Origin of the sequence: Paractinoplanes tereljensis (assembly GCF_016862435.1) — a bacterium.
GTDB classification, from domain to species: domain Bacteria; phylum Actinomycetota; class Actinomycetes; order Mycobacteriales; family Micromonosporaceae; genus Actinoplanes; species Actinoplanes tereljensis.
Window position 1 is genome coordinate 111,398 of record NZ_BOMY01000008.1, and the last position, 22,754, is coordinate 134,151.

The 22,754-nt window shown below is 71.3% G+C and carries 22 protein-coding genes; 5 read left to right on the plus strand and 17 right to left on the minus strand.

What is annotated here, in order from left to right:
- Positions 1-387, plus strand: a complete 387-nt coding sequence (locus Ate02nite_RS06135; RefSeq protein ID WP_203800287.1) for a response regulator — start codon at positions 1-3, stop codon at positions 385-387.
- Here Ate02nite_RS06135 and truB read toward each other — a convergent pair.
- From truB to rimP, 10 genes are all read right to left on the minus strand, one after another.
- On the minus strand, positions 384-1,265 hold the full coding sequence (truB, locus tag Ate02nite_RS06140; RefSeq protein WP_203800290.1) for a tRNA pseudouridine(55) synthase TruB: 882 nt from the start codon (positions 1,263-1,265) through the stop codon (positions 384-386). The two genes, Ate02nite_RS06135 and truB, sit on opposite strands and share 4 nt — an antisense overlap.
- 23 nt (positions 1,266-1,288) lie before the next feature.
- The gene (locus tag Ate02nite_RS06145) at positions 1,289-2,626 is read right to left on the minus strand and encodes an MATE family efflux transporter (RefSeq protein ID WP_203800305.1); all 1,338 of its coding nucleotides are present in this window, start codon (positions 2,624-2,626) and stop codon (positions 1,289-1,291) included.
- A 461-nt stretch (positions 2,627-3,087) separates the two neighbouring features.
- The gene (locus Ate02nite_RS06150) at positions 3,088-4,092 is read right to left on the minus strand and encodes a DHH family phosphoesterase (protein WP_203800307.1); all 1,005 of its coding nucleotides are present in this window, start codon (positions 4,090-4,092) and stop codon (positions 3,088-3,090) included.
- A gap of 44 nt (positions 4,093-4,136) precedes the next feature.
- The gene (gene rbfA, locus Ate02nite_RS06155) at positions 4,137-4,607 is read right to left on the minus strand and encodes a 30S ribosome-binding factor RbfA (RefSeq protein WP_203800310.1); all 471 of its coding nucleotides are present in this window, start codon (positions 4,605-4,607) and stop codon (positions 4,137-4,139) included.
- A 79-nt stretch (positions 4,608-4,686) separates the two neighbouring features.
- Positions 4,687-4,980 carry a DUF503 domain-containing protein gene (locus tag Ate02nite_RS06160; protein WP_203800313.1) on the minus strand — a complete coding sequence of 98 codons (294 nt, stop codon included), beginning with the start codon at positions 4,978-4,980 and terminating at the stop codon, positions 4,687-4,689.
- 22 nt (positions 4,981-5,002) lie between these two features.
- Entirely contained in the window at positions 5,003-6,028 is a 1,026-nt protein-coding gene (locus Ate02nite_RS06165; RefSeq protein ID WP_203800315.1) for a TRM11 family SAM-dependent methyltransferase, read from the minus strand.
- Positions 6,029-6,177: 149 nt separating this feature from the next.
- A complete protein-coding gene (gene infB, locus Ate02nite_RS06170) occupies positions 6,178-9,288 on the minus strand; it encodes a translation initiation factor IF-2 (protein ID WP_203800318.1) in 3,111 nt (1,036 codons plus the stop codon).
- A 106-nt stretch (positions 9,289-9,394) separates the two neighbouring features.
- A complete protein-coding gene (locus Ate02nite_RS06175; protein WP_438871158.1) occupies positions 9,395-9,781 on the minus strand; it encodes a YlxR family protein in 387 nt (128 codons plus the stop codon).
- Entirely contained in the window at positions 9,759-10,784 is a 1,026-nt protein-coding gene (gene nusA, locus Ate02nite_RS06180; RefSeq protein ID WP_203800322.1) for a transcription termination factor NusA, read from the minus strand. The genes Ate02nite_RS06175 and nusA overlap by 23 nt, the downstream gene beginning before the upstream one ends.
- On the minus strand, positions 10,781-11,416 hold the full coding sequence (gene rimP, locus Ate02nite_RS06185) for a ribosome maturation factor RimP (protein WP_203800324.1): 636 nt from the start codon (positions 11,414-11,416) through the stop codon (positions 10,781-10,783). The genes nusA and rimP overlap by 4 nt, the downstream gene beginning before the upstream one ends.
- Positions 11,417-11,564: 148 nt before the next feature.
- On the opposite strand from rimP, the gene Ate02nite_RS06190 reads away from it, so the two are divergent.
- The 3 genes from Ate02nite_RS06190 (at position 11,565) to Ate02nite_RS06200 (ending at position 13,237) form a co-directional block, all read left to right on the plus strand.
- Positions 11,565-12,032, plus strand: a complete 468-nt coding sequence (locus Ate02nite_RS06190; RefSeq protein WP_239147159.1) for a hypothetical protein — start codon at positions 11,565-11,567, stop codon at positions 12,030-12,032.
- Positions 12,029-12,454, plus strand: coding sequence for a ferritin-like domain-containing protein (locus Ate02nite_RS06195; protein ID WP_203800327.1), 426 nt, complete (start codon positions 12,029-12,031; stop codon positions 12,452-12,454). Before Ate02nite_RS06190 ends, Ate02nite_RS06195 begins: the two co-directional genes overlap by 4 nt.
- A 72-nt stretch (positions 12,455-12,526) precedes the next feature.
- A complete protein-coding gene (locus tag Ate02nite_RS06200) occupies positions 12,527-13,237 on the plus strand; it encodes a nucleotidyltransferase domain-containing protein (protein ID WP_203800329.1) in 711 nt (236 codons plus the stop codon).
- Here the strand turns inward: Ate02nite_RS06200 and Ate02nite_RS06205 are convergent.
- Together Ate02nite_RS06205 and map are read right to left on the minus strand one after the other, a co-directional pair.
- A complete protein-coding gene (locus Ate02nite_RS06205; protein ID WP_203800330.1) occupies positions 13,234-13,920 on the minus strand; it encodes a VIT1/CCC1 transporter family protein in 687 nt (228 codons plus the stop codon). The genes Ate02nite_RS06200 and Ate02nite_RS06205 overlap by 4 nt on opposite strands.
- Positions 13,917-14,774: a type I methionyl aminopeptidase gene (gene map, locus Ate02nite_RS06210; RefSeq protein WP_203800339.1), complete on the minus strand. Its 858-nt coding sequence runs from the start codon at positions 14,772-14,774 to the stop codon at positions 13,917-13,919. Before map ends, Ate02nite_RS06205 begins: the two co-directional genes overlap by 4 nt.
- A gap of 115 nt (positions 14,775-14,889) precedes the next feature.
- Here map and Ate02nite_RS06215 point away from each other — a divergent pair, with 115 nt between their 5' ends.
- The gene (locus Ate02nite_RS06215) at positions 14,890-15,207 is read left to right on the plus strand and encodes an STAS domain-containing protein (RefSeq protein ID WP_203800341.1); all 318 of its coding nucleotides are present in this window, start codon (positions 14,890-14,892) and stop codon (positions 15,205-15,207) included.
- Positions 15,208-15,211: 4 nt separating this feature from the next.
- On the opposite strand, the gene Ate02nite_RS06220 is transcribed toward Ate02nite_RS06215, so the two are convergent.
- The 5 genes from Ate02nite_RS06220 to Ate02nite_RS06240 all read right to left on the minus strand — a co-directional run bounded on the left by Ate02nite_RS06220 (position 15,212) and on the right by Ate02nite_RS06240 (position 22,730).
- The gene (locus Ate02nite_RS06220) at positions 15,212-18,727 is read right to left on the minus strand and encodes a SpoIIE family protein phosphatase (RefSeq protein WP_203800620.1); all 3,516 of its coding nucleotides are present in this window, start codon (positions 18,725-18,727) and stop codon (positions 15,212-15,214) included.
- Between the two features lie 171 nt (positions 18,728-18,898).
- On the minus strand, positions 18,899-19,648 hold the full coding sequence (locus Ate02nite_RS06225; RefSeq protein WP_203800343.1) for a gamma-glutamyl-gamma-aminobutyrate hydrolase family protein: 750 nt from the start codon (positions 19,646-19,648) through the stop codon (positions 18,899-18,901).
- Positions 19,649-19,697: 49 nt separating this feature from the next.
- Positions 19,698-20,381, minus strand: a complete 684-nt coding sequence (locus tag Ate02nite_RS06230; protein WP_203800345.1) for a gamma-glutamyl-gamma-aminobutyrate hydrolase family protein — start codon at positions 20,379-20,381, stop codon at positions 19,698-19,700.
- A gap of 225 nt (positions 20,382-20,606) precedes the next feature.
- Positions 20,607-21,371 carry a 3-oxoacyl-ACP reductase gene (locus Ate02nite_RS06235; protein WP_203800347.1) on the minus strand — a complete coding sequence of 255 codons (765 nt, stop codon included), beginning with the start codon at positions 21,369-21,371 and terminating at the stop codon, positions 20,607-20,609.
- Complete coding sequence (locus Ate02nite_RS06240) at positions 21,372-22,730, minus strand: aldehyde dehydrogenase family protein (RefSeq protein WP_203800349.1); 1,359 nt, start codon at positions 22,728-22,730, stop codon at positions 21,372-21,374. It abuts the gene before it with no gap.
- Between the last annotated feature and the right edge of the window lie 24 nt (positions 22,731-22,754).

Genomic DNA, 22,754 nt, shown 5'->3' on the forward strand with positions numbered 1-22,754 from the left:
ATGAGCACGATCCTGCTGGTCGAGGACGAGGAGCTGAACCGCACGCTGGTCAAGGCGGTGCTTTCCCGAGCCGGCGTCGAGGCGGTGCGCACCGCCTCGGTGGTCGACGCGACAAGCCTCTCGGCGGCCCGTGACCGGCTTCGCGCCGCCGACATCGACCTGGTCCTGCTCGACATGAACCTGCCCGACGGCAACGGCCTCAACCTGGCCCGGGAACTGGCCGCCGGCCTGCTGCCGGCGGACAAGCGCCCGACGGTGGTGGCGGTGACCGCGAGCGTGCTCCCCCAGGACCGGGCCGCCGCGATCGAGGCCGGTTGCGACGACTTCCTGGACAAGCCCTACGCCGCCGCCGACCTGGTCGCGACGGTCGCCCGGCACCTGACCTAGGCCGGGGCCAGCACGATCTCGGCGCGGGCCCGGCCTTCGCGCTCGGAGACGATCGCGAGGACGTCGCCCTCGGGACCGAACACCGCGTACGGGCCGTCGATGCCGACCGGGTCGAGCGGGCCGCCGTGGCTGAGCACGCGGGCCTCCTCCGGAGTGGCCGTGCGCTGCGGGAAGGTCTGCCGGGCGGCGTCGGCCATCGGCAGGCCGACCACGTCGGGGGCGGTCTTCTCCAGCTCCTCCAGGGTGACCGCCTCGGCCAGCGTCATCTGGCCCACCGCGGTGCGCCGCAGCGCGGTCAGGTGCCCGCCCACGCCCAGCGCGGTGCCCAGGTCGCGGGCGATCGCCCGGATGTAGGTGCCGGACGAGCAGTCCACCTCGACGTCGACGTCGACCAGGTCGCCCTCCCGCCGGATGGCCAGCACGTCGAGGCGCGCGACGGTGACCCGGCGGGCCGGGATGTCGACGGTCTCCCCGTCGCGTACGCGCTTGTAGGCTCTCTCGCCGTTGATCTTGATGGCACTCACCGCGCTCGGCACCTGGTCGATCTCGCCGCGCTGGGCCGCCAGGCCGGAGTGGATGTCGGCGTCGGCGACGCCGGCCGCCGAAACGGTGGCGGTGACCTCGCCCTCCGCGTCGTCGGTGATCGTCGTCTGCCCCAGCCGGATCGTCGCGGCGTAGCTCTTGCCCGACCCGATCACGTAGGTGAGCAGCCGGGTGGCCCGGTTGACCCCGATGATCAGCACGCCGGTCGCCATCGGATCGAGCGTGCCGCCATGCCCGACCCGGCGGGTCTTGGCCAGCCGCCGAATCCGCGCCACCACGTCGTGCGAGGTCATCCCCGCCGGCTTGTCCACCACGATCAGCCCGTCCGCATTCACCCGCCCACCTTAGGGCTCTGACCTCAGCGGGTGGCGCCCAGCACCGCCCAGCCGCCCGAGCGCCAGCGCCACACCGTGGTCACGAAACGGATCAGGATGAACAGGCCGAGGCCGGCCCACACGCCACCCAGCCCGAGGTCGAGCCAGTAGGCCAGCCAGATCGCCGGCAGGAAGCCCAGCAGCGCCGACGCGAGGGTGAGATTGCGCAGGTAGCGGATGTCGCCGGCGCCGATCAGCACGCCATCGAGCGCGTAGACCACCCCGGCGAACGGCATCAGCCCGACGAACCAGGGCCACACGATCGCGGCCTGCTCGTGCACCGACTGATCCGGCGTGAACCAGCCCGGCACCACACCCGCGCCGGCCGCCGCCAGCACCGCGAACCCGATTCCGGCAATCCCCCCGGCGATGGTCACCCGGCGGGCGACGTCCCGGGCACCGGCCGCGTCGCCGCCGCCCAGCGCCGCGCCGACCAGGGACTGCGCCGCGATCGCCACCGCGTCGAGCGCCAGCGCGCTGAAGAACCAGAGCTGCAGGGCGATCTGGTGGGCACCGACCGCGGCGACCCCGAAGCGTGACGCGACCGCGGTAGCGGAGAGGAAGCAGGCCTGGAAGGCGGCGCCGCGGATCAGCAGGTCCCGGCCGAGCGTGAGCTGCTGCCCGATGACCCGTGGTCGCGGCCGCAGCGCGCGGGTCTCCCGGACCAGCGCGGCCAGGAAGCAGCCGCCGGAGACGGTCTGGGCGACCACGTTGGCCACCGCGGAACCGGTCAGGCCCCAGCCCGCCGGATAGACGAGCACCGGGCAGAGGATCGCGGAGAGCACGTTGGCGCCCAGCACGAACAGCAACGGCCGCCGGGTGTCCTGCACGCCGCGCATCCATCCGTTGCCGGCCGCGGCGAGCAGCAGCCCCGGTGCGCCGAGCGAGGCGACACGCAGCCAGCCGGCCGCGGCGTGCGCGGTGGTGGCGTCACCGGCGAGGACGGACGTGAGCGGTCCGGCGCCGATCTGCGCGAGCACGACGAGGACGGCGCCCATCGCGAGCGCCAGCCAGGAGGCCTGCACGCCCTCGGCGACGGCGGCCTTCCGGTCCCCCGCGCCGAACCGCCGGGCGGCCCGCCCGGTGGTGCCGTAGGCCATCAGGTTGCCGAACCAGACCGCCAGCGACATGACGGTGCCGCCGACCGCGACGGCCGCGAGCGGCACTCGCCCGAGGTGCCCGACGACGGCCGTGTCGACCAGGACGTAGAGCGGCTCGGCGGCCAGCACCACGAGTGCCGGGACCGCGAGGCGGGCGATTCCCCTAGCGCCGGTCTCTGCCGGATCGAGCGCGGCAGAGGACTGGCGGGCAGGCGGGCTCATGGACAACCATGATGCCCGCCCGACAGTAAGGGATGCAATGCGGTTGAGTGCTTACCAGTTACTGACGGGTGTCCAGCGAGGTCTGCAGGGCGCGGCGCGCCTGCTCGCGGGCTTCGTCGGTGGGCTGGGGCTTCGGCTTGGCAGCCATGGTGGTCCTCCACGGTGGGTGGGGCGCGGGCATCGCAGCTCGCGCCCAGAATCGGTCGAGCGGTGCGTCACGTGGCCGGTCCGGGATCGCCGGACGCTTGGCGCGTCAGTGACGCGGCCCGAGTCGGTGGACCCGGGTGGCTCGAGGTTTCACGGCGGGCGGTGGTGTCACGGCCGCGCAAAACCAAATCACCGTTAAGGACCAAACTATCGTTCAGGTCGGCTGATGACGCACCGTTCCCGTTGTTTGAGACTGTTACGACACAGAGTAATCACCCGCCTACCAAAGGTAAGCGGGTGATGGGAGATGCGTACTAGATCAGGTGAGCTTCGAGATGGCTCTTGACCGTCGCGGCCACCTCTTCGGGCGTGCCGTGACCGGTGAAGCCCGCGGCCAGGCGATGACCACCGCCGCCGAGGACCACCGCCACCCGGCTGACGTCCACCGCGCCCTTGCTGCGCATCGACACCGACCAGTCGCCCTGCGGGGTCTCCTTGATCACCACCGCCACGTCGGCTTCGGCCACGCCGCGGACCGGGTCGATCAGGGTGTCCAGCACGTACGGTCGCTGGTCGTGGCGGGTCAGGTCGGCCTGCGTCGCGTACGTCCAGACCATGCCCTGACCGGCCGCGGCGGTGGGGTCGAGGACGGCCCGGCCGATCACCTCGCCGGCGAGTTTCATCGCCCCGAAGGGGCGGGTGTCGAAGATCCGCCGGGAGATGTCGCCGGGACTGATGCCGGTGGCGATCAGGCGGGCGGCCAGCTCGTGCACCTCGGGGGTGGTCATGTCGAACTTGAACGAACCGGTGTCGGTGGCCAGCGCCACGTAGAGACACTCGGCCACCGCGGCGTCGAGTGGGAAGCCCAGCCGGGACAGCAGGGCGTCCACCACCACCGACGTGGCCGCGGCCCGCGGCGCCACCAGGTTGACCCGGCCGAACCGGGTGTTGGAGGCGTGGTGGTCGAGCACCACGACGCAGGGCGCGCGCAGCAGCGCGACCAGGCCGCCCAGCCGGGACTCGGCGGCCACGTCGAACGTCATCACCAGGGCCGGCGCGCGGAAGGCCTCGGCCTCCGGCACGAGCAGCTCGACGCCGGGCAGGTCCTGATAGGGGGTGGGCAGCTCGAAGTCGCCGGCGAAGGTGGCTCGCAGCCGGGTGATTCCCTGCTCGCGCAGGGCCCGGGCGAAGCCCAGCATGCTGCCCAGCGCGTCCCCGTCCGGGTTCACGTGGCAGATCAGCTGGACCTCGTCGCCGTCCGGACCGGGAGTGAGCCCGCGGACCGCCTCAACGGCCGCGGACCACTCCGCTTCGGTCACTCCCTCGGGGGAAGTCACTCCCTCGGGAGAATCCGAGGCATGTGTCACCCGAGGTCCTCGCGCGCGCCCACCCGCTCGGCGCCCTCGTCCTCGTCGTCCTCGTCCTCGGCCTTGTAGGGGTCGGGGTCACCGGCGTACTGCTTGCCGGCCGCGAGGCGCTGGACCTCCTCGTCGCGGAGGCGGGCCTCGGCGAGCAGGTCCTCCATCTCCTTGGCGTGGTCCATCACGTTGTCCTGCACGAACGCCAGGCTCGGCGAGTGCCGCAGGCCGAGCGCGTGGCCGACGCGGGTGCGCAGCATGCCCTTGGCGCTCTCCAGCGCCGCCTGCGTGCCGGCCTGTTCGGTCGGGTCGCCCAGAACCGTGTAGTAGACGGTCGCCTCGCGGAGGTCTCCGGTGATCCGGGCGTCCGTGATCGTCACCATGCCGAGCCGGGGGTCCTTGATCTCACGCACCAGCGACGCGACCAACTCCTTGATGCGCTCCGCGTGTCGACGCGTCTTGGCCGGGTCCGACATATCGCCCACCTCCGACTGTAATTACCGCGGGTCCGTACTGCTCCCGCCCAACTGCTGAAGCGTACCCACGCCGTGTTGCCTAGTCCTCGTCGCCGTAGAGCCTTCGCTTCACGGACAACAGCTCGAGTTCGGGGCGGCCGGCCACCTGGTTCTCGCAGGTGTCGATCACGGCGCGGGCCTGGCCGGCCTCGGCCGCGACCACGGCCACGCCGATCTGGGCCCGGCCGTACAGGTCGTGGAAACCGACCTCGGCGACGCTCACCTCGAACTTCTTGAGCATCGCGAGGATCGGGCGGACATAGGAACGCTTCTGCTTGAGCGTGCGGGAGTCGCCGGGCAGGAGCAGATCGAACACTGCGGTTTCGGTAAACATCAGCGAGCAGGGTAAACCTTTTTCAGTTCACCTTGCGGGCAATAATCACGTCGCGCTCGATGCCCTGGTCGACGCGGTGGGCGAGCGGCTCGTTCTCGACGATCTCGAGGCCGTTGGCGACCAGGATGTCCTCGGCCAGCTCGCGCCGGGCCACCTTGAGGTTCCAGGACAGGCCGAGCGCGGCACCCGGCCGCAGCAGCGGCAACCAGGTCGGTACCGCGCGCTCGAGCAGATCGAGCGGGCTGCGGGTGATGCCGCCGGCATCGTCGTAACTGCCGTGCGCCACCCCGTAGGGCAGGTCGGTGACCAGGACGTCGGCGACGCCGCCGCGCAGCAGTCCGTCCAGCTGGGTGGTGTCGGCCTGGATCACGGTGATCTTCTGCACCGCGCCGGCCTTGTGGTCGTCCTTGCTGGCCGCGAGGCTCACTTCGAGCCTGCGGGCGGCACGCCGCCCTTGGCGGCGCACCGGGACCAACTCGGCCGAGTGCTTCAATCGCTTCCTCTTGAGGTACGTCTGGAGGAAGAGCTTGTACGCCTCCACGTCCTTGCCGTCGAGCTCGATCCCGATGCCGTCGTAGCCGTACATCAGCGCCTGGTTGAGCGTGGTCCCGCGTCCGCACAGCGGGTCGAGGACGGTGAGCCCGCCGTCGAGCATCCGCCCGGCCGACCGCGAGGCGAGCAGCGTGAGGTTGAGAACAAGCTTGGTGAACTGCTCGTTGGTCTTCCCCGCGTACTTCGGGATGGTGATCAGGTCACTGTCGTACTGCGCCAGCGGCGTGAGCTCCAGCGGCCGCAGCAGGTCATCCTCAACCCGCTCGAAGAGCGCGTAGGCCGCCGACAAATTGGACAGGTACGAAATATCCTGCGGCGACAGCGAGCCGGTGAAGCCGAGATACTCCACACCGCCAAGCTTCTCCACGCCGATGTCCGAAATGTCGGACGACAGCACGGGCTTGAAGGCGGCCAATTCGGCGAGCGACAACCGCGCAGCCTGGTCGGCATAGACGCGGTTGGCATAGGGCGCAAGGAGCAGGGCGTACCGGGACATGCGTGCCATCTTGGCAGGCGGCGCGACCGGCGCTGCGAGCGCCACCACCGCACCGTGGGGGTTTGGGGGCTCGGCCCCCATCGCAGGCATATAGGCGGGAGCCCCCCGTCCGCGCTTTCCGCGGACAGAGGGCTCCCGGTACCTCTCGACTACGCGCGCGGCTTCTCGCGCATCTCGAAGGTCTCGATCACGTCGCCGACCTGCGGGCTGCCGAAACCGCTCATCGTCAGACCACACTCGAAGCCCTCGCGGACCTCGGTGGCGTCGTCCTTGAAGCGGCGCAGCGAGCTGATCGTGACGTTCTCCGCCACCACGACGCCGTCCCGCAGGATGCGGGCCTTGGCGTTGCGGCGGAGAAGACCGCTGCGGACCATACAGCCGGCGATGAGGCCGATCTTGGACGAGCGGAAGACCTCGCGGATCTCCGCGGTGCCCTGCTCGACCTCCTCGTACTCCGGCTTGAGCAGGCCCTTGAGCGCGGCCTCGATCTCCTCGATGGCCTGGTAGATAACGCTGTAGTAGCGGATCTCCACGTTCGCCCGGTCGGCCATGTCCTTGACCTTGTTCGAGGCCCGGACGTTGAACCCGATGATCGTGGCGGTGGCGTCCGAGGACGCCGAGGCCAGGTTCACGTCGCTCTCGGTGATCGCACCGACGCCGCGGTGGATGACCTTGAGCTGGATCTCGTCCGGAATCTCGATCTTGAACAGCGCGTCCTCGAGGGCCTCGACCGAACCGGACGAGTCGCCCTTGATGACCAGGGTGAGCGAGGTCTTCTCGCCCTCCTTGAGCTGCTCCATGAGCGTCTCGAGGGTGGCCCGGGTCCGCGAGTTCGCGAAGCTCGCCGCGCGGCGGCGAGCCTGCCGCTGCTCGGCGATCTGCCGCACGGTGCGGTCGTCCTCAGCCGCGAGGAACGTGTCACCCGCACCCGGCACCGAGGTCAGACCGAGCACCAGCACCGGCCGGGCCGGGTAGGCCTCGGGCACGGTCTTGCCGTTCTCGTCGAGCATGGCGCGGACGCGGCCGTGCGCGCCGCCCGCCACGATCGAGTCGCCGGCCCGCAGCGTGCCCTTCTGGACCAGCACGGTCGCGAGAGCACCACGGCCCTTGTCGAGGTGCGACTCGACGACGACACCCTGCGCCGGCCCGTCGGTCGGAGCGGTCAGCTCCAGCGACGCGTCGGCGGTCAGCAGGACCGCCTCGAGCAGCTCGTCGATGCCGGTGCCCGGCTTGGCGGCCACGTTGACGAACATCGTGTCGCCGCCGTACTCCTCGGCGAGCAGGCCGTAGTCGGTGAGCTGCTGGCGCACCTTGTCCGGGTTGGCGTCCGGCTTGTCGACCTTGTTGACCGCGACCACGATCGGCACCTCGGCGGCCTTGGCGTGGTTCAACGCCTCAACCGTCTGGGGCATGACGCCGTCGTCCGCCGCGACCACCAGGATCACGATGTCGGTCACCTGGGCACCACGGGCACGCATGGCGGTGAACGCCTCGTGGCCCGGGGTGTCGAGGAAGGTGATGGCCCGCTCTTCGCCCTGGTGCGGGACGACGACCTGGTAGGCACCGATGTGCTGGGTGATGCCACCCGCCTCGCCGGCGACCACGTTGGTCTTGCGGATCGCGTCGAGCAGCTTCGTCTTACCGTGGTCGACGTGACCCATGACGGTCACCACCGGCGGACGAGTGACCAGACGGTCCTCGGCCACCTCGGCGTCGAGGTCGATGTTGAACTGCGCGAGCAGCGCGCGGTCCTCATCTTCCGGGCTGACGATCTGCACGTCGAAGCCCAGGTGCTCGCCGAGCAGCAGCAGCGTGTCGTCGGAACACGACTGAGTCGCCGTCACCATCTCGCCCAGGTTGAACATCTCCTGGACCAGCGAGCCGGGGTTCGCGTTGATCTTGTCGGCGAAGTCGGAGAGCGACGCGCCACGGGACAGCCTGATCTCCTGGCCGTTGCCGCGGGGCGCGCCCGAGCTCATGGCCGGAGCCGACAGGTTGTCGAACTCCTGACGCCGCTGCTTCTTCGACTTGCGGCCACGCGTCGGCCGGCCACCCGGACGCCCGAAGGCACCCGCGGCACCGCCGCCACGACCGCGACCGCCACCACCGGGACGACCCGGAGCGCCGGCACCGACCGGACCACCAGTACCGCCGCCGGGGCCACCGCGGTAGCCACCGCCACCGCCGCCACCGCCGCCGGGACCACCACGGTAGCCACCGCCGCCGGCACCGCCACCGCCGCCGGGACGGAAACCGCCACCGGCACCAGCACCGCCACCGCCGCCACCGGGACGGAAACCGCCACCGCCGCCACCGGGACCACCACGACCGCCGCCGGGACCGCCGGGACGACCTGCGCCGCCACCGCCGGGACCGCCACCGGGACGACCGGGACGCTGTGAAGGCATGGACGCGGGGCTGGGCCGCGGCGGCATGGACGCCGGGCTCGGCCGCGGCGGCATGCCGGGCTGGTTGGGACGCGGCATCGCGGACGGCGTGGGCCGAGCAGCCCCACCACCGGAGACACCGAACGGGTTGTTACCGGGACCGCGGGCCGGCGGACGCGGGCTGCCGCCTGCGGGACCGGGACGCGGGCCACCGCCCGGAGCGGACGGACCGCTCGTGCGCGGAGTCGCGGCCGGGGAACCCGGACGCGGCGGAACCGAGCCGGGGCCCGGACGCGGGCCGGGGCCGGTCGGGCGGATGTCGGGCTGCGGCTGCTGGGCACGACGCTCGGCGTCCCGGGTGCGGGCGGCCTGGGCGGCCTTGACCGCGGCCTCCTGCTCGGCCTTCAGCGCCGAGGCGCGCGCCTCGGCGGCCGCCACCTCGATGTCGTGAGCACTCGCCGGCTTGGCGACCGGACCGGGCGTGGGGCCCGGGCGGACGGGAGCCGGCGGCTTGGGGCGCACGAACGGACCCGGCGAGGGAGCCGGGGAAGTCGGCGCGCTGCTGGGTGCGCTGGGTGCGCTGGAGGCGTCCGCCGCGGGCGCGGTCGGACGACGCGGCGGCTGCGGCCGCGCGCCGGTGGATGGGGCCGGCCGCAGGGAGCCGGGAGCCGGGGCGCTGGATGCGGACGGGGCGGACGCCGCCGGAGCGGAACCTGCCTCGAGAGCACCACGCAGCCGCCGGGCCACCGGGGCCTCGACCGTGCTGGAAGCTGACTTGACGAACTCGCCCATCTCTTTGAGCTTGGCGAGAACGGTCTTGCTGTCGACCCCGAGCTCCTTTGCGAGCTCGTGTACGCGGGCCTTACCTGGCACTGCACTCCTCACTTCGAGGTCGTGCGAGCGCACCCGCAACGACCTCACTCGTGCACTAGAAGCCTGTTCATTTCAGGGACTTCATCGTGTGCTCATCTGGGTCGTCCTACCTTGCTGGGTCGTGATCAGGCCTGGCGGCCTGGTCATCGGTCGTTCCGCGCGGCATGGAGACCGAACGGATGTGCTCGGCAAGCGGACCGGTGTCAGCAACACCGGTGAATCGCAACGCCCGCCCGAAGGCACGGCGCCGCTCCGCCTGCGCGAAGCAAGCCGGATCAGGATGCAGATGCGCTCCCCGGCCCGGCAGTCGGCGGTTCGGATCGGGTTGGAAGCGGAAATCATCCCAGCTGCCAGCCACGACGAACCTAACTAACTCAGAGGCCGGCGCGCGTTTACGGCAACCGACACAGGTGCGCGTCGGACCGGCCATGGAAAAGTCTACCCCTCGCGGGTTGTGCCCGCGTATCCGGTCAGCTTCCCGCCTCGGCCGCATCACGATCCGACTGAGCCGGGCGCTCGGCCGGCTCGTTGTCCGGGCGGATGTCGATCCGCCAGCCGGTCAGCCGCGCCGCCAGCCGGGCGTTCTGCCCTTCCCGGCCGATCGCCAGCGACAGCTGGAAGTCGGGCACGGTCACCCGGGCCGTCCGGGTGGCGGCGTCCACCACCTCGACACGCAGGGCTTTCGCGGGCGAGAGCGCATTACCGACGAACTGGGCCGGATCGTCCGACCAGTCGATGATGTCGATCTTCTCGCCGTGCAGTTCGCTCATCACGGCCCGCACCCGCTGGCCCATCGGGCCGATGCAGGCACCCTTCGCATTCACGCCGGGCACTGTCGAATGCACCGCGATCTTGGTGCGGTGACCTGCCTCACGTGCGATCGCGGCGATCTCGACGGTGCCGTCGGCGATCTCCGGGACCTCGAGCGCGAACAGCTTCTTCACCAGGGCCGGGTGTGAGCGGGACAGGGTGACCTGCGGGCCACGGAAGCCCTTGGCCACGTGCACGACGATGGCCCGGATGCGCGACCCGTGGTCGTACGACTCCCCCGGCACCTGCTCGGACTGCGGGAGCACCGCCTCGATCTTGCCGAGGTCGACGATCACGATGCCCTTCTCGGCCCGCGCGGCGTCCGCCTGCACGATGCCGGTGATCAGGTCACCGTCGCGTCCCGCGTACTCCCCGAAGTGCTGTTCGTCGGTCGCCTCCCGGAGGCGTTGCAGGATCACCTGCTTGGCCGTCATGGCCGCGATGCGGCCGAAGTCGTGCGGGGTGTCGTCCCACTCCCGCACCAGCGTGCCGTCCGCGTCCAGCTCCTGAGCGAGTACCGACGCCACGCCGGACTTACGGTCGATCTCCACCCGGGCGTGACTCTGCGCGCCATCGGTGTGCCGGTAGGCGGTCAGCAGCGCGGTCTCGATAGCCGCGACGATCGTGTCGAACGGGATCTCCCGCTCGCGCTCCAGGGCGCGCAGCGCCGCGAGGTCGATATTCACTCCCTGCCCTCCCCATCCTCTTCGTCGTCGTCTTCGTTGTCATCGTCTTCGTCTTCGTCGCCGAAGTCGGCCTCGTCGAGGCGCTTGAACTCGATCTGCACACGCCCGGGGCCGAGTTCGGCGTAGGTAAGCGTCCGGGACTCGCCGTCGACGTCCAGGGCGATGCCCGCGTCGTCCACGTCGGCCACCCGGCCGGTGAGTCCGTTGACCGCGACCAGCCGGCCACGGTTACGCCGCCAGTGGCGCGGCAGGGTCAGCGGCCGGTCCACCCCGGGCGAACCGACCTCGAGCTGGTATTCACCGGCCAGCAGTTCGCCGCCGCTCTCCTCGGCCGCGTCGAGCGCCGCCGAGATCTCCCGCGAGACGACGGCCACGCCGTCCAGATTGATGCCCCCGTCGGTGTCCACCAGGACCCGCACCACGTGGCGCCGGCCGGCCCGGGACAGGTTCACGTCTTCCAGGTCGTAGCCGGCCTGCTGAACGACCGGCTCGATCACTGCTTGCACCCGGGCCTTGGCGGCCACCAGGTCGATGCGCGGAGCGGCGGGGGCCCGCTGCTCCGATTCTTCCCGGGACCGTTGGGCGCCGGAACGGTTGCCAGGCCGGGCGCCGGCGCGACCACGCTGCGTCATCGGGCTCGACCTTTCACTAGTGTTCCAAGGAAAGCACTATATGCCGCCGGGCTGAAAGCCCCGCGGCTGACGCAGAGCGTAACGCGCGGCGCTCGCGGGGCCTTAACCACCCACCACCGGCCGAATGGTGTTGACTGGCGCGGTGCGGATGAGCGAAGTGGGACATACCCGACGGTGGGTGCTGGGCGCCGGGCTGATGCTCACCGGCGGCCTGGCCGGATGCGGCAGCGATGCCGACTCGCCGACGCCGGTGGACGCACTGCAGCCGCTGCTCGACGAGGCGCTCACCCTGGCCATCGCCTACGACCGGGCGATCCTGAGCCTCCCCGACCTCGCCACCCGGCTCAGCCCGCTCGCCGCCGACCACCGGGCGCACGCCGCCGAGCTGGCCACCCTGATCGGCCGCACCACGCCGACCTCGGCCTCCGCCTCCAGCCCGGCATCGGCCATGTCGGCCGGCGCCACGGCGGACGAGGTGATCGCCGCCTTCCAGACGGCCGAGCAGAGCGCCGCGAAGAACGCGGTGGCGGCCTGCCGGGCGACCACGGCCCTGCGCGCCGGGACGGTCGGCTCGATCGCCGCCTGCCGGGCCACCCACGTCGAGGCGCTGCGATGACCGAGGCGCTCGCGGCCGCGCTGGCCGCCGAGGAGGCGGCCATCTACGCGTACGGTCTGATCGGCGTGCGGCTGACCGCCAGGGCCGAGGTAACCGCGGCCCGCGCCGCGGAGCTGGAACACCGCGAACGCCGGGACTGGCTGATCAACCAGATCGCCGCGCTCAAATCCAGCTCGGGCCCCTTGCCGGCCGGCTACACCCTGCCCTTCCCGGTGACCGACCGGGACTCCGCACTGGACCTCGCCATCAAGATCGAGGACGGGGTCGCGCAGTCCTGGCGGCCGGTGCTCGGGGTGACCGAGAACGACGATCGGACCACCGCGCTCGCCGCCCTGACCGACGCCGCCGTGCGCGCCGTCCGATGGCGGCGGCTCAACGCGGTGGCGCCCCTGACGATGGCCTTCCCTGGCCGCGCGGGCTGACACCGGTCTGTCCGTTTTCGTGCTCCGCGCCGGACGCCTTTCGCTGACACCGGGATACCGAAGAATGACGGGGTGTTCGAGGAGATCGACGTGTCGCCGCGCGGGCGACTGGCGGTGCGGCTGCAGGACGCCATCGAACGCCGCTGGTCGGCCGAGGTGCAGGCGATCGGCGTGCACGGGTCGCTGGCGCACGGCGACGACCGCGAGGGCAGCGACGTCAACGTGCTGGTGGTGACCTACCGGGAGGGCGCCGGCCCGAAACCGGCGCTGCGCCGGGTCGACGGCACCCTTGTCGACCTCGAGGTGATCACCGGGGACGACGGCCTGCGCCGGGCACGGGAGCTGACCTCGCGCTGGCCGCTGGACGCCGACCGGTACGTGACCACCCGGCCGCTGCACGATCCGCGCGGCTGGTTCGGCCGGCTGCGCGACACCCACCTGGCCCGGCTCGCCGAGGCGCGACCGCCCGAGTTCACGACGCTGGCCCGGCACAACTGGGCGCTCGCGTCGGCGGCGCACACCCGCGCGGTCCGGCTCGCCGAGTGGTACGAGACGGACGCCGCGCTGGTGATGATCGCCGAGGCCCGGCTGCACGCCGCGATGATCGTCGGCCTGCTCACCCGCACCTACTTCCGCAACGCGGCCGACGCGGTGACCCGCACCGGTGTCGCGGGCGCCGACATCCAGGTCCTCGGCGCGGTCCTGAAGGAACACGCCGAGGAACTGGCCGCCCGGGGCCGCCCGGTGGACGGAGATCTGGCCGCGCTGTTCGATCGGCCCTAGGAGATCAGCACGCCGATGGCGTAGGTGACCGCGGCGGCCAGGCCACCCAGGGCCAGCTGGCGCAGGCCGCTGAACCACCAGGACTGGGCGGTGAACCGAGCCACCAGCGCGCCGGCGCCGAAGAGCCCGAGGCCACCCACGGCGAGCGCCAGCCACAGGTCGTCGCTGCCGAACAGGTAGGTGAGCAGCGGAATCAGGGCGCCGATCGAGAAGCAGACGAACGACGAGCCGGCCGCCGTCCACGGGCTGGGCAGCTCGTCGGGGACGACCCCCAGCTCCTCCTGGGCGTGCACCCGCAGCGCCTGTTCGGGGTTGTCCCGCAGCACCGCCGCCACCTGCTCGGCCAGATGCACCGGCAGGCCGCGGGCGGTCCACGCGGCCACCAGCTCGGCCGCCTCGCCGTCCGGGTTGACCTCGAGTTCGTGGCGTTCCTTGGCCAGCTCGGCCTGCACCTGATCGTTCTGGCTGCGGACGCTCGTGTACTCGCCCAGGCCCATCGAGATCGCCCCGGCCACCAGGCCGGCCACCCCGGTCAGCACCAGCGTGCGGTGGCTGGCCCCGCCGCCGCCCACCCCGGCGATCAGCGCGATGTTGGTGACCAGGCCGTCCATCGCGCCGAACGTCGCGGCCCGCAGCCAGCCGCCGGAGACATCGGCGTGGTGATGCTCGACTACGAGACTCACGGCAGGGTCAGGATCTCGTAGCCGTCCTCGGTGACCACCAGGGTGTGCTCGAACTGGGCGGTCCACTTGCGGTCCTTGGTGACGACCGTCCAGCCGTCGGCCCACACGTCGTACTCGTAGGTGCCCAGGGTGATCATCGGTTCGATGGTGAAGGTCATGCCCGGTTCCATCACCGTGTCGAGGCGCGGGTTGTCGTAGTGCGGGATGTACAGACCGGAGTGGAACGTCTCGCCGATGCCGTGGCCGGTGAAGTCGCGCACCACGCCGTAGCCGAAGCGTCGCGCGTACGCCTCGATGACCCGGCCGATCGCGTTGATCGGGCGGCCCGGGGCGACCGCGCGGATGCCGCGCATCATCGCCTCGTGGGTGCGCTCGACCAGCAGCCGCGCCTCCTCGCCGGCCTCGCCCACGCAGAACGTCGCGTCGGTGTCGCCGTGCACGCCGTTCAGATAGGCGGTGACGTCGACGTTGATGATGTCGCCGTCCTCGAGAACGGTCGAGTCGGGGATGCCGTGGCAGATCACCTCATTGAGCGACGTGCAGCACGACTTCGGGAAGCCCTTGTAGCCCAGGGTGGACGGGTAGGCGCCGTGGTCGAGGATGAACTCGTGCACCACCCGGTCGATCTCGTCGGTGGTGACGCCCGGCTTGCAGTGCTCGCCGGCGAGCTGGGTCGCCTGCGCCGCGATCCGCCCGGCGATTCGCATCTTCTCGATGGTCTCGGGGGTCTGCACGTGCGAACCGCGCCACTCTTTCGGGCGCTTCTTACCCACGTACTCAGGACGGATGATCTGCGCCGGGACCGCCCGCCAGGGCGACTGCTTTCCCGGCGCCAGTAGGGCGCGCACGGTCATAGGCCCCAGCCTATCGCCGTGGCACCGGCGGCCGAGGTGGCGGCGGTCGCACGATAACGGCTCGGCGGAACCTGTTCGGGCGGTTCTTGCCGCCCTCGGACGCCTGTGAAATCGTATGTTCGTGGATCAAGAGGGGCCGGACCCCAACTTCTCGGCCACCGTCGCGGTGGCCGACGGCCGGGCCACGGTGACCGTGACCGGCGAGGTCGACATGTCGACCGCCGACGCCATGATTCGTGCTGCCCGCACGCAGGGCGCCTCCGCAGCGACGCTCGACCTGCGTGAGGTCACGTTCTTCGACTCGGCCGCCATCCATGCGGTTCTCCAGCTCGTCGAGTCGTACGGCGAGGCGCTCACCGTGCTGCCCTCGTCCCAGGTGCGGCGAGTGCTGGAGATCTCCGGCCTGGCCGAACAGCCCTGGCTCAGCGAGTGAGGTTTCAGAGACTCAGGGGCCGCCGCAGCGTCACCGCGGTGCCCTGATCGCTGCGCGCCACCGACAGCTCGGTCAGCGCGCCGATCAGCGCCAGCCCGCGCCCGCGGAAGCCACCCGGCGAGGCCGGTCGCCAGCGCCCGGTGTCGCGCACCGTGACCAGCACCGCGTCCTCGTCGATCGACGCCTCGACGGTGATCTGCGGTTCGACCGGGTCGACCGGGTGCTCGATCGCGTTGGCGGCCGCCTCGGAGACCGCCACGGTCAGGTCGAACACGTCGGCCTCGGGCACGCCGTGCCCGGTGAGGAAGTCCTCGAGGCGGCGGCGCAGGACGCTGAGCCGGGTCGGGTCGGCGGGTAACCGCAGCACGAACTCGCGCGGTTCGGTGGCCTGCAGCACGAGCAGCGCGATGTCGTCGCGCCGGGTGCGCCGGGCGGCTCGCGACAGCAGCGCGTCGAGCAGGTCCTCGACGTGGTCGGCCGGTTTCGCGGCGTCCTCGAGCAGCTGATTGAGGCCGGTGTCGATGCCGACCCGGCGGTCCTCGACCAGGCCGTCGGTGTAGAGCAGCAGCCGGTCGTCGCGGACCAGGGACGCCTCCCTGGTCGGGTACTCGGCGACGGCGAGCGCACCGATCGGCGGGCCCAGCGCGGTGCGGTAGAGGAACGTGCCCGGCTGCCCGGGGCGGATCAGCACCGGGGGCGGGTGGCCGGCCGACGAGTAGTGCAGATGCCCGGTCAGCGGGTCGAACCGCACGCACACCACGGTGGCGAACTGGCGCCGGCCCAGGTTGTCGACGAGCCGGTTCAGCCGGGTGAGCGCCTCGCCGCAGTCGAAGCCCTCGAGGATGTACGCCCGGAGCGCGTTGCGCAGCTGCCCCATCCCGGCCGCCGCCTGCACCCCCTTGCCGACCACGTCGCCGATCACCAGGAACAGCCGGTCGTCGGGGGCGGCGATCACGTCGTACCAGTCGCCGCCGACCTCGGCCTCGCTGCTGCCGGGCAGATAGCGGCTGGCCACCACGGCGCCGGGCACCCGGGGCAGCGACGGCGGCAGCAGGCTGTGCTGCAGGGTGGTGGCGATCCGGTGCTCGGCCTCGTAGAGGCGGGCGTTGGCGAGGCGCAGCCCGATCAGCCGGGCCAGCTGGGTGAGCAGGGCCGGGTCGGGCGGACCGTCCGAACCGGACCAGACCCGCAGCTCGCCGACCGGGGCGCCGGAGGTGTCCGGCAGCGACATCTCGGCGTCCGGCCCGGCCTGCGGGTCGGCGCCGCCGTCCATCTCGGCCCGCGCACCGGCCGCGGTCACCACCACCCGGCCGGCCCCGGTCATGGTCAGCACGTGGTGGGCGGCCACGTCGAGCACCTCGGCGATGGTCCGCACGGTGCTGACCGCGGTGAACGCGTCGACCAGGCCGCGCAGCCGGCTGACCACCTGCCGGCGGGCCTGGCCGAGGTCGAGGTTGGCCCGCACCCGGGCGGTGAGGTCCCGCGCCGTGAACGGTTTCACCAGGTAGTCGTCGGCCCCGGCGGCCAGGCCGGCGCCGGACGCCTCCTCACCGGCCCGGGCCGAGAGCACCACGATCGGCACGTCCCGGGTGCGGTCGTCGGCGCGCAGCGCGGCGATCAGGCCGAAGCCGTCCAGCCGCGGCATCATCACGTCGGTCAGCACCAGGTCGAACGCCTTGTGCTCGATCAGCTCCAGCGCGGCCACCCCGTCCACCGCGGTGGACACGTCCCAGTGCGGGTGCAGCAGCCGGGCCACGTGGTCGCGCAGGTCGGTGTTGTCGTCGACGAGCAGGATGTGGCCCCGCCGGCCGGTCGGCGGCTCGACCGGCCCGGCTTCGAGCAGCCAGGAGGACGTCTCCTCGAGAAAAAGCCGCGGCGCGACGTCGGTGACGACCGCGGCGCCCTCCTCGCCGATCCGGTCGGCCGGCAGATGGGCAACACCGAAGGGAATGCGCACGGTGAAGACGCTGCCGCGGTCGACCTCACTCTCCGCGCTCACCGATCCGCCGTGCAGCTCGGCCAGCTCGCGCACCAGGGCGAGCCCGATGCCGGTGCCCTCATGGGTGCGCGACCAGGCACCGGCGACCCGGTGGAAACGGTCGAACAGCAGCGGTTGCTCGGCGGTGGCCACCCCGACGCCGGTGTCCCGCACGGTCAGCACGGCCAGCCCGGCCTCGGCGTGGACGCGCAGCTCGATCCGGCCGGCCGGGGTGAACTTGATGGCGTTGGAGAGCAGGTTGAGAACGATCTTCTCCCACATCTCCCGGTCGACGTGGACCGGTTCGGGCAGCGCCGGTGTGTCCACCACCAGGTCGAGCTCGGCCCGCTCGGCGGCCGACCGGAACGCGCTCGCCAGTCGCGCCGTGTAATCGGCCAGATCCGTCGGACGGTAAACGGCCCGCATCCGCCCCGACTCCAGGCGGGAGAAGTCGAGCACCGTGTTGACCAGCTTCAGCAGGCGCAGTCCGTTGCGTTGCATCGGCAGCAGCCGCTCCCGCTCGGCGGCCGGCAGGGCCGGGTCGTCGAGCAGGTCCTCCAACGGGCCGAGGATCAGCGTCAGCGGCGTACGGAACTCGTGGCTCACGTTGGAGAAGAAGTTGGTCTTGGCCTGGTCGAGCGCGGCCAGCTCGGTGGTCCGGGCCCGTTCCCGCTCGTAGGCGCGCAGGTTCGCCACCGCGCGGGAAATCTGGGCGACAGCCAGATCGAGGAAGTCACGGTAGCCGCGATCGAGCGCGACGAACCGGCTCGCTCCCACGATCAACGCGCCGTCCACCGTCGCGCCGATCCCGACCGGCAGCACCAGCGCCTCGTCCGCGGCCGTCGGCGCCGGGTCGGTGACCTCGCGCAACGCGACCGTGCCGCCGGCCGACGTCGCCGGCACCTCGGCCGGGTCCAGCACCAGCCGGGCGAACGGCACGTCGGCCGAATTCTCGCGAAAAACCTCGGCCACCTCGGCGATCAGCGCGGCCTCGTCCGGCGAGTCGGCCAGCCGCGAACCGAGAGCCGAGAGCGTCCGGGTGCGACGCTCGCCGAGCACCCGGAAGGTGGTGTCGGAGACGATGCAGAAGATCCCGCTGACCGCACCGTCCACCGAGCGGATCGGGTCATAGGAAATGTCGAAATAACACTCCTCGAGGAACCCGTGCCGCTCCAGCATGAACGGGTGGTCCGGCCCGAAGTAGGAGCTGTCGTTCTCCCGGACCCCGCCGAACAGCTCCTGCAGCAGCGTCCACGCCTCGGCCCACATTTTGCGCCCGGGCCGGCCCAGGTTGTCGGGATGCTTGCTGCCCAAGGCGGGAATGTAGGCGTCGTTGTAGAGCGCGCAGTACTCCGGCCCGAAGAAAATGATGATCTGCGCACGCGAGGCCAGCATGGTCGCAACCGCATTGATCAGTTCCGCGGGCCAGCTCGCCGGCGGCCCGAGCGGACTGGCCGACCAGTCCAGCTCCAGCATCCGCCGGCCCATTTCGCCGCCACGCTCGAACGCGGTGCGCAACTGACGCGGCAATTCCGCGCCCATGGACCCTTCCGCGACCGCCACGATCTGCACCGTAACACCGGCAGACCCGACCCCAAGATACCCATACGGGTACGCGCCGGACCGTTCCCAACCGCAGAACACCCCGTCCCGCCGAGGCGGCCGGCAAGCGGTCCGTCGCGGCCGTCGCGGGCCGCCGGGCGAAGCGTTCCGCTACCCCGCGTACGCGGGGCGGCGCAGACCCGAGCGTTCGGTCGCGGCCTCCACCAGAGCCGCGAAGAGGCGCAGGTCGGAGGTGCGCTCGGGATGCCACTGCACGCCGAAGGCAAAGGTGTGCTGCGAACTCTCGATGATCTCCACGACCCGGTCGTCCGGGCACCAGCCGACCGCGGTGAACTTGCCCGGCTCGTCGACCGCCTGATGGTGGAAGGAGTTGACCACGAGATGCGAGCCGACCAGTTCGTGCGCCCGGGAATCGGGCGCGACCACCACGTCGTGCCGGCCGTAGGCGGAGGCGTCGGCGGCCAGCGGGTCGGTGCCCGCGGCGGCCTGGTGCCGTTCGGTCCCGATCAGCTCGGGCAGGTGCTGGTGCAGGGTGCCGCCGCCGGCCACCGCCATCAGCTGCATGCCGCGGCACACACCGAGGAGCGGCAGGTCGAGCTCGAGCGCGGCCCGCATCAGCAGCATCTCGGAGGCGTCGCGCACCGCGTCGACGTCGGTCGCCGGGTGCGGCTCGGCTCCCCAGAACGCCGGGTCGACGTCGCCACCACCGGAGAAGACGATCCCGTCCAGCGATTCCAGCACGTCGATGTCCGGATCGTCCGGGGTGATCAGCACGGCACGGCCGCCGGTCGCGTGCACGGCCCGCACGTACGTCATCGGAAGCATTCCCGCCATCAGGTCGTTACTGCCGTACTGCACCTGCTGGGCGTACGCGGTCATGCCGATCAGGGGCCTGCGCATGCGGTGGGTTCCTCCTCTTCCCGGTTCTTCGGCAACGGTGTGCCGGCGCTTAGCCGGCTGCCTCGACCAGCGCGCCGAAAAGGCGGTGGTCGCGGATCACCTCCGGATGCCACTGGACGCCGAGCACGAACCGGCGGTCCTGGTCCTCGATGGCCTCGGCCAGGCCGTCCTCGGTGTAACCGGTGACGGTCAGCGTGCCGGCCTCGGCGACACCCTGGTGGTGATAGCAGTGGATGGCGACGTCGTCGCCCATCAGCTTGGCGATCATGCTGCCGGGCTGGAAGCGGGCCTCCTGCTCGCCGTAGACGCCGGGAGCCGGCCGGTGCCGTTCGTGGCCGAGCACGTCGGGCAGGTGCTGGTGCAGGGAGCCGCCGGCCGCGACGGCCAGCACCTGCATGCCACGGCAGACGCCGAGGATCGGCAGATCGGTCGCCAACGCTCGCTGGACCAGTAGGAACTCACCGGCGTCCCGCTCCGGGCGGGACTCGGTCAACGGTTCCGGCGCGGCGCCGTAGCGGGCCGGTTCGACGTCGGGACCGCCGGCCAGCAGCAGTCCGTCGAGGACCCGCAGCACGTCAGGATCGCGGTCGTCGGGCGGGATGATCACCGCGCGGCCACCGGCCTGCTCGACGGCGGCCACGTAGTCATTCGGGATCAGCGCCGTGGGCAGGTCGTGCCAGACACCCCACGTGGCAGGCACCACGTACGAGGTGATGCCGATGATCGGGCGCATCGCTCCACCGTAGTCAGATCGTGTTTCGTTTCGGGCTCGTTCGACCGGGCGATCTCGGTGGGAGGTTTGGTGCGCGGCGTCACCGGAGAGGTGACGCCGCGCCCGGGCCCATCTGTCCCACCGACACAGGGATCTGTGGCCTGCACCAGCGGGGATTCGACCCCTGCGCCCGATTTTTGTCGGGCGTATCACAGATCGTTCCCCGGGTGCGGGACTGTTAAAACATCACAGCGGAGTTACATATGCGCCGGTGATGCCGCCGTCGACGACGAACTGCGACGCCGTCATGAACGAGGCGTCGTCACTGGCGAGGAACGCCACCGCCGCCGCGATCTCGTCCGGCTCGGCGAACCGGCCCATCGGCACGTGCACCAGCCGGCGGGCGGCTCGCTCCGGATCCTTCGCGAAAAGATCCATCAGAAGTGGCGTCGCCACCGGCCCGGGGCAGAGCGCGTTGATCCGGATGCCCTCGCGGGCGAACTGCACGCCGAGCTCCCGGGTCATCGCCAGCACCCCGCCCTTGCTCGCCGTGTAGGCGATCTGCGAGGTGGCCGCGCCGAGCAGGGCCACGAACGAGGCGGTGTTGATGATCGAGCCCTTACCCTGCCGCTGCATGTGCGGAATCGCGTACTTGCAGCAGAAGAAGACGCTCGTGGTGTTGACCCGGATGACCCGTTCCCACGCGTCGATCCCGGTGACCAGGATCGAGTCGTCGTCGGGCGGCGAGATGCCGGCGTTGTTGAACGCGATGTCGACCCGGCCGTACCGCTCGGCGACCCCGTCGAACAGCGCCTTGACCTGCTCCTCGTCGCTGACGTCGCAGGCGACGAACTCACCGCCGGTCTCGTCCGCGGCCGCCTTGCCGGCGTCGGCGGAGATGTCCACCGCGACGACCTTGGCACCCTCCGCGGCGAACCGCCGGGCGGTGGCCAGCCCGATCCCGCTGCCGGCGCCGGTGATGACGGCGACGCGATCCTGCAGACGTTCCACTTAATCTCCCATCGAGATGAACACGTTCTTCACGTCGGTGAAGCCGAGCAGTGCGTCGGGGCCGAGCTCCCGGCCGAGGCCGGACTGCTTCATGCCACCGAACGGCGTCCAGTACCGCACCGAGGAGTGACTGTTGACGCTGAGCGCGCCGGTCTCCACGGCCCGCGAGACGCGCAGCGCCCGGCCCAGGTCGCGGGTCCAGAGCGAGCCGGACAACCCGTACTCGGTGTCGTTGGCCAGCCGGATCGCGTCGTCCTCGTCCTTGAACGGCAGCACGCTCAGCACCGGGCCGAAAACCTCCTCGCGCCAGTGCCGGTCGTCGGGGCCGTGGGCGAGAAGAACGGTCGGCGGGAACCACCAGCCGTCACCCTCAGGAGCACTTCCGACAAATCCGACGTCGGCGCCATCCACGTAGGACGCCACGGTGGTCCGGTGGGCGGCGGAGATCAACGGCCCCATCTCGGCTGCGGCATCCGCCGGATCCTGCACCCGGAAGGATTTGACCGCCGGCTCCAGCAGGGCCAGGAACTTGTCGTAGACCGACTCCTGCACCAGCAGCCGGGAACGGGCGCAGCAGTCCTGGCCGGCGTTGTCGAACACCGAGGACGGCGCGGACGCCGCGGCCTTCTCCAGGTCGGCGTCGGCGAAGACGATGTTGGCGCTCTTGCCGCCCAGTTCGAGGGTCACCCGCTTCACCTGGTCGGCGCAGCCCGCCATGATCGACTTGCCGACGCCGGTGGAGCCGGTGAAGCAGACCTTGCGGACCGCCGGGTGGGTGACGAACCGCTGGCCGACGATCGAGCCCTTGCCCGGCACGATCTGGAAGACGCCCTCGGGCAGACCCGCCTCCAGCGCCAGCTCGCCCAGCCGGATCGCGGTGAGCGGGGTCAGCTCGGCCGGCTTGAGCACGACCGTGTTGCCGGCCGCCAGCGCCGGGGCGAACCCCCAGCCGGCGATCGGCATCGGGAAGTTCCACGGCACGATGATGCCGACCACGCCGAGCGGCTCGTGGAACGTGACGTCGAGGCCGCCGGCCACCGGGATCTGCTTGCCGATCAGCCGTTCCGGCGCACCGGCGTAGTAGTTCAGGACGTCCCGGACATTGCCGGCTTCCCAGCGGGCGTTGCCGATCGTGTGGCCCGCGTTGCGGACCTCCAGATCGGCGAGCTCGTCGAGGTGCTCGTCGACCACCGCGGCGAAGCGGCGCAGCAGCCGGGCCCGGTCGCCCGGCGCCACCGCACGCCAGCCCGGAAAGGCCCGGGCGGCCCGCTCGATGGCGTCGTCGGTCTCCGCCACCCCCAGCGAAGGGACGCTGGTCAATAGCTGTCCGGTGGACGGGTTGATCACGTCAGTCGTCACGCATACCTCCCTGGCGCGATCCTT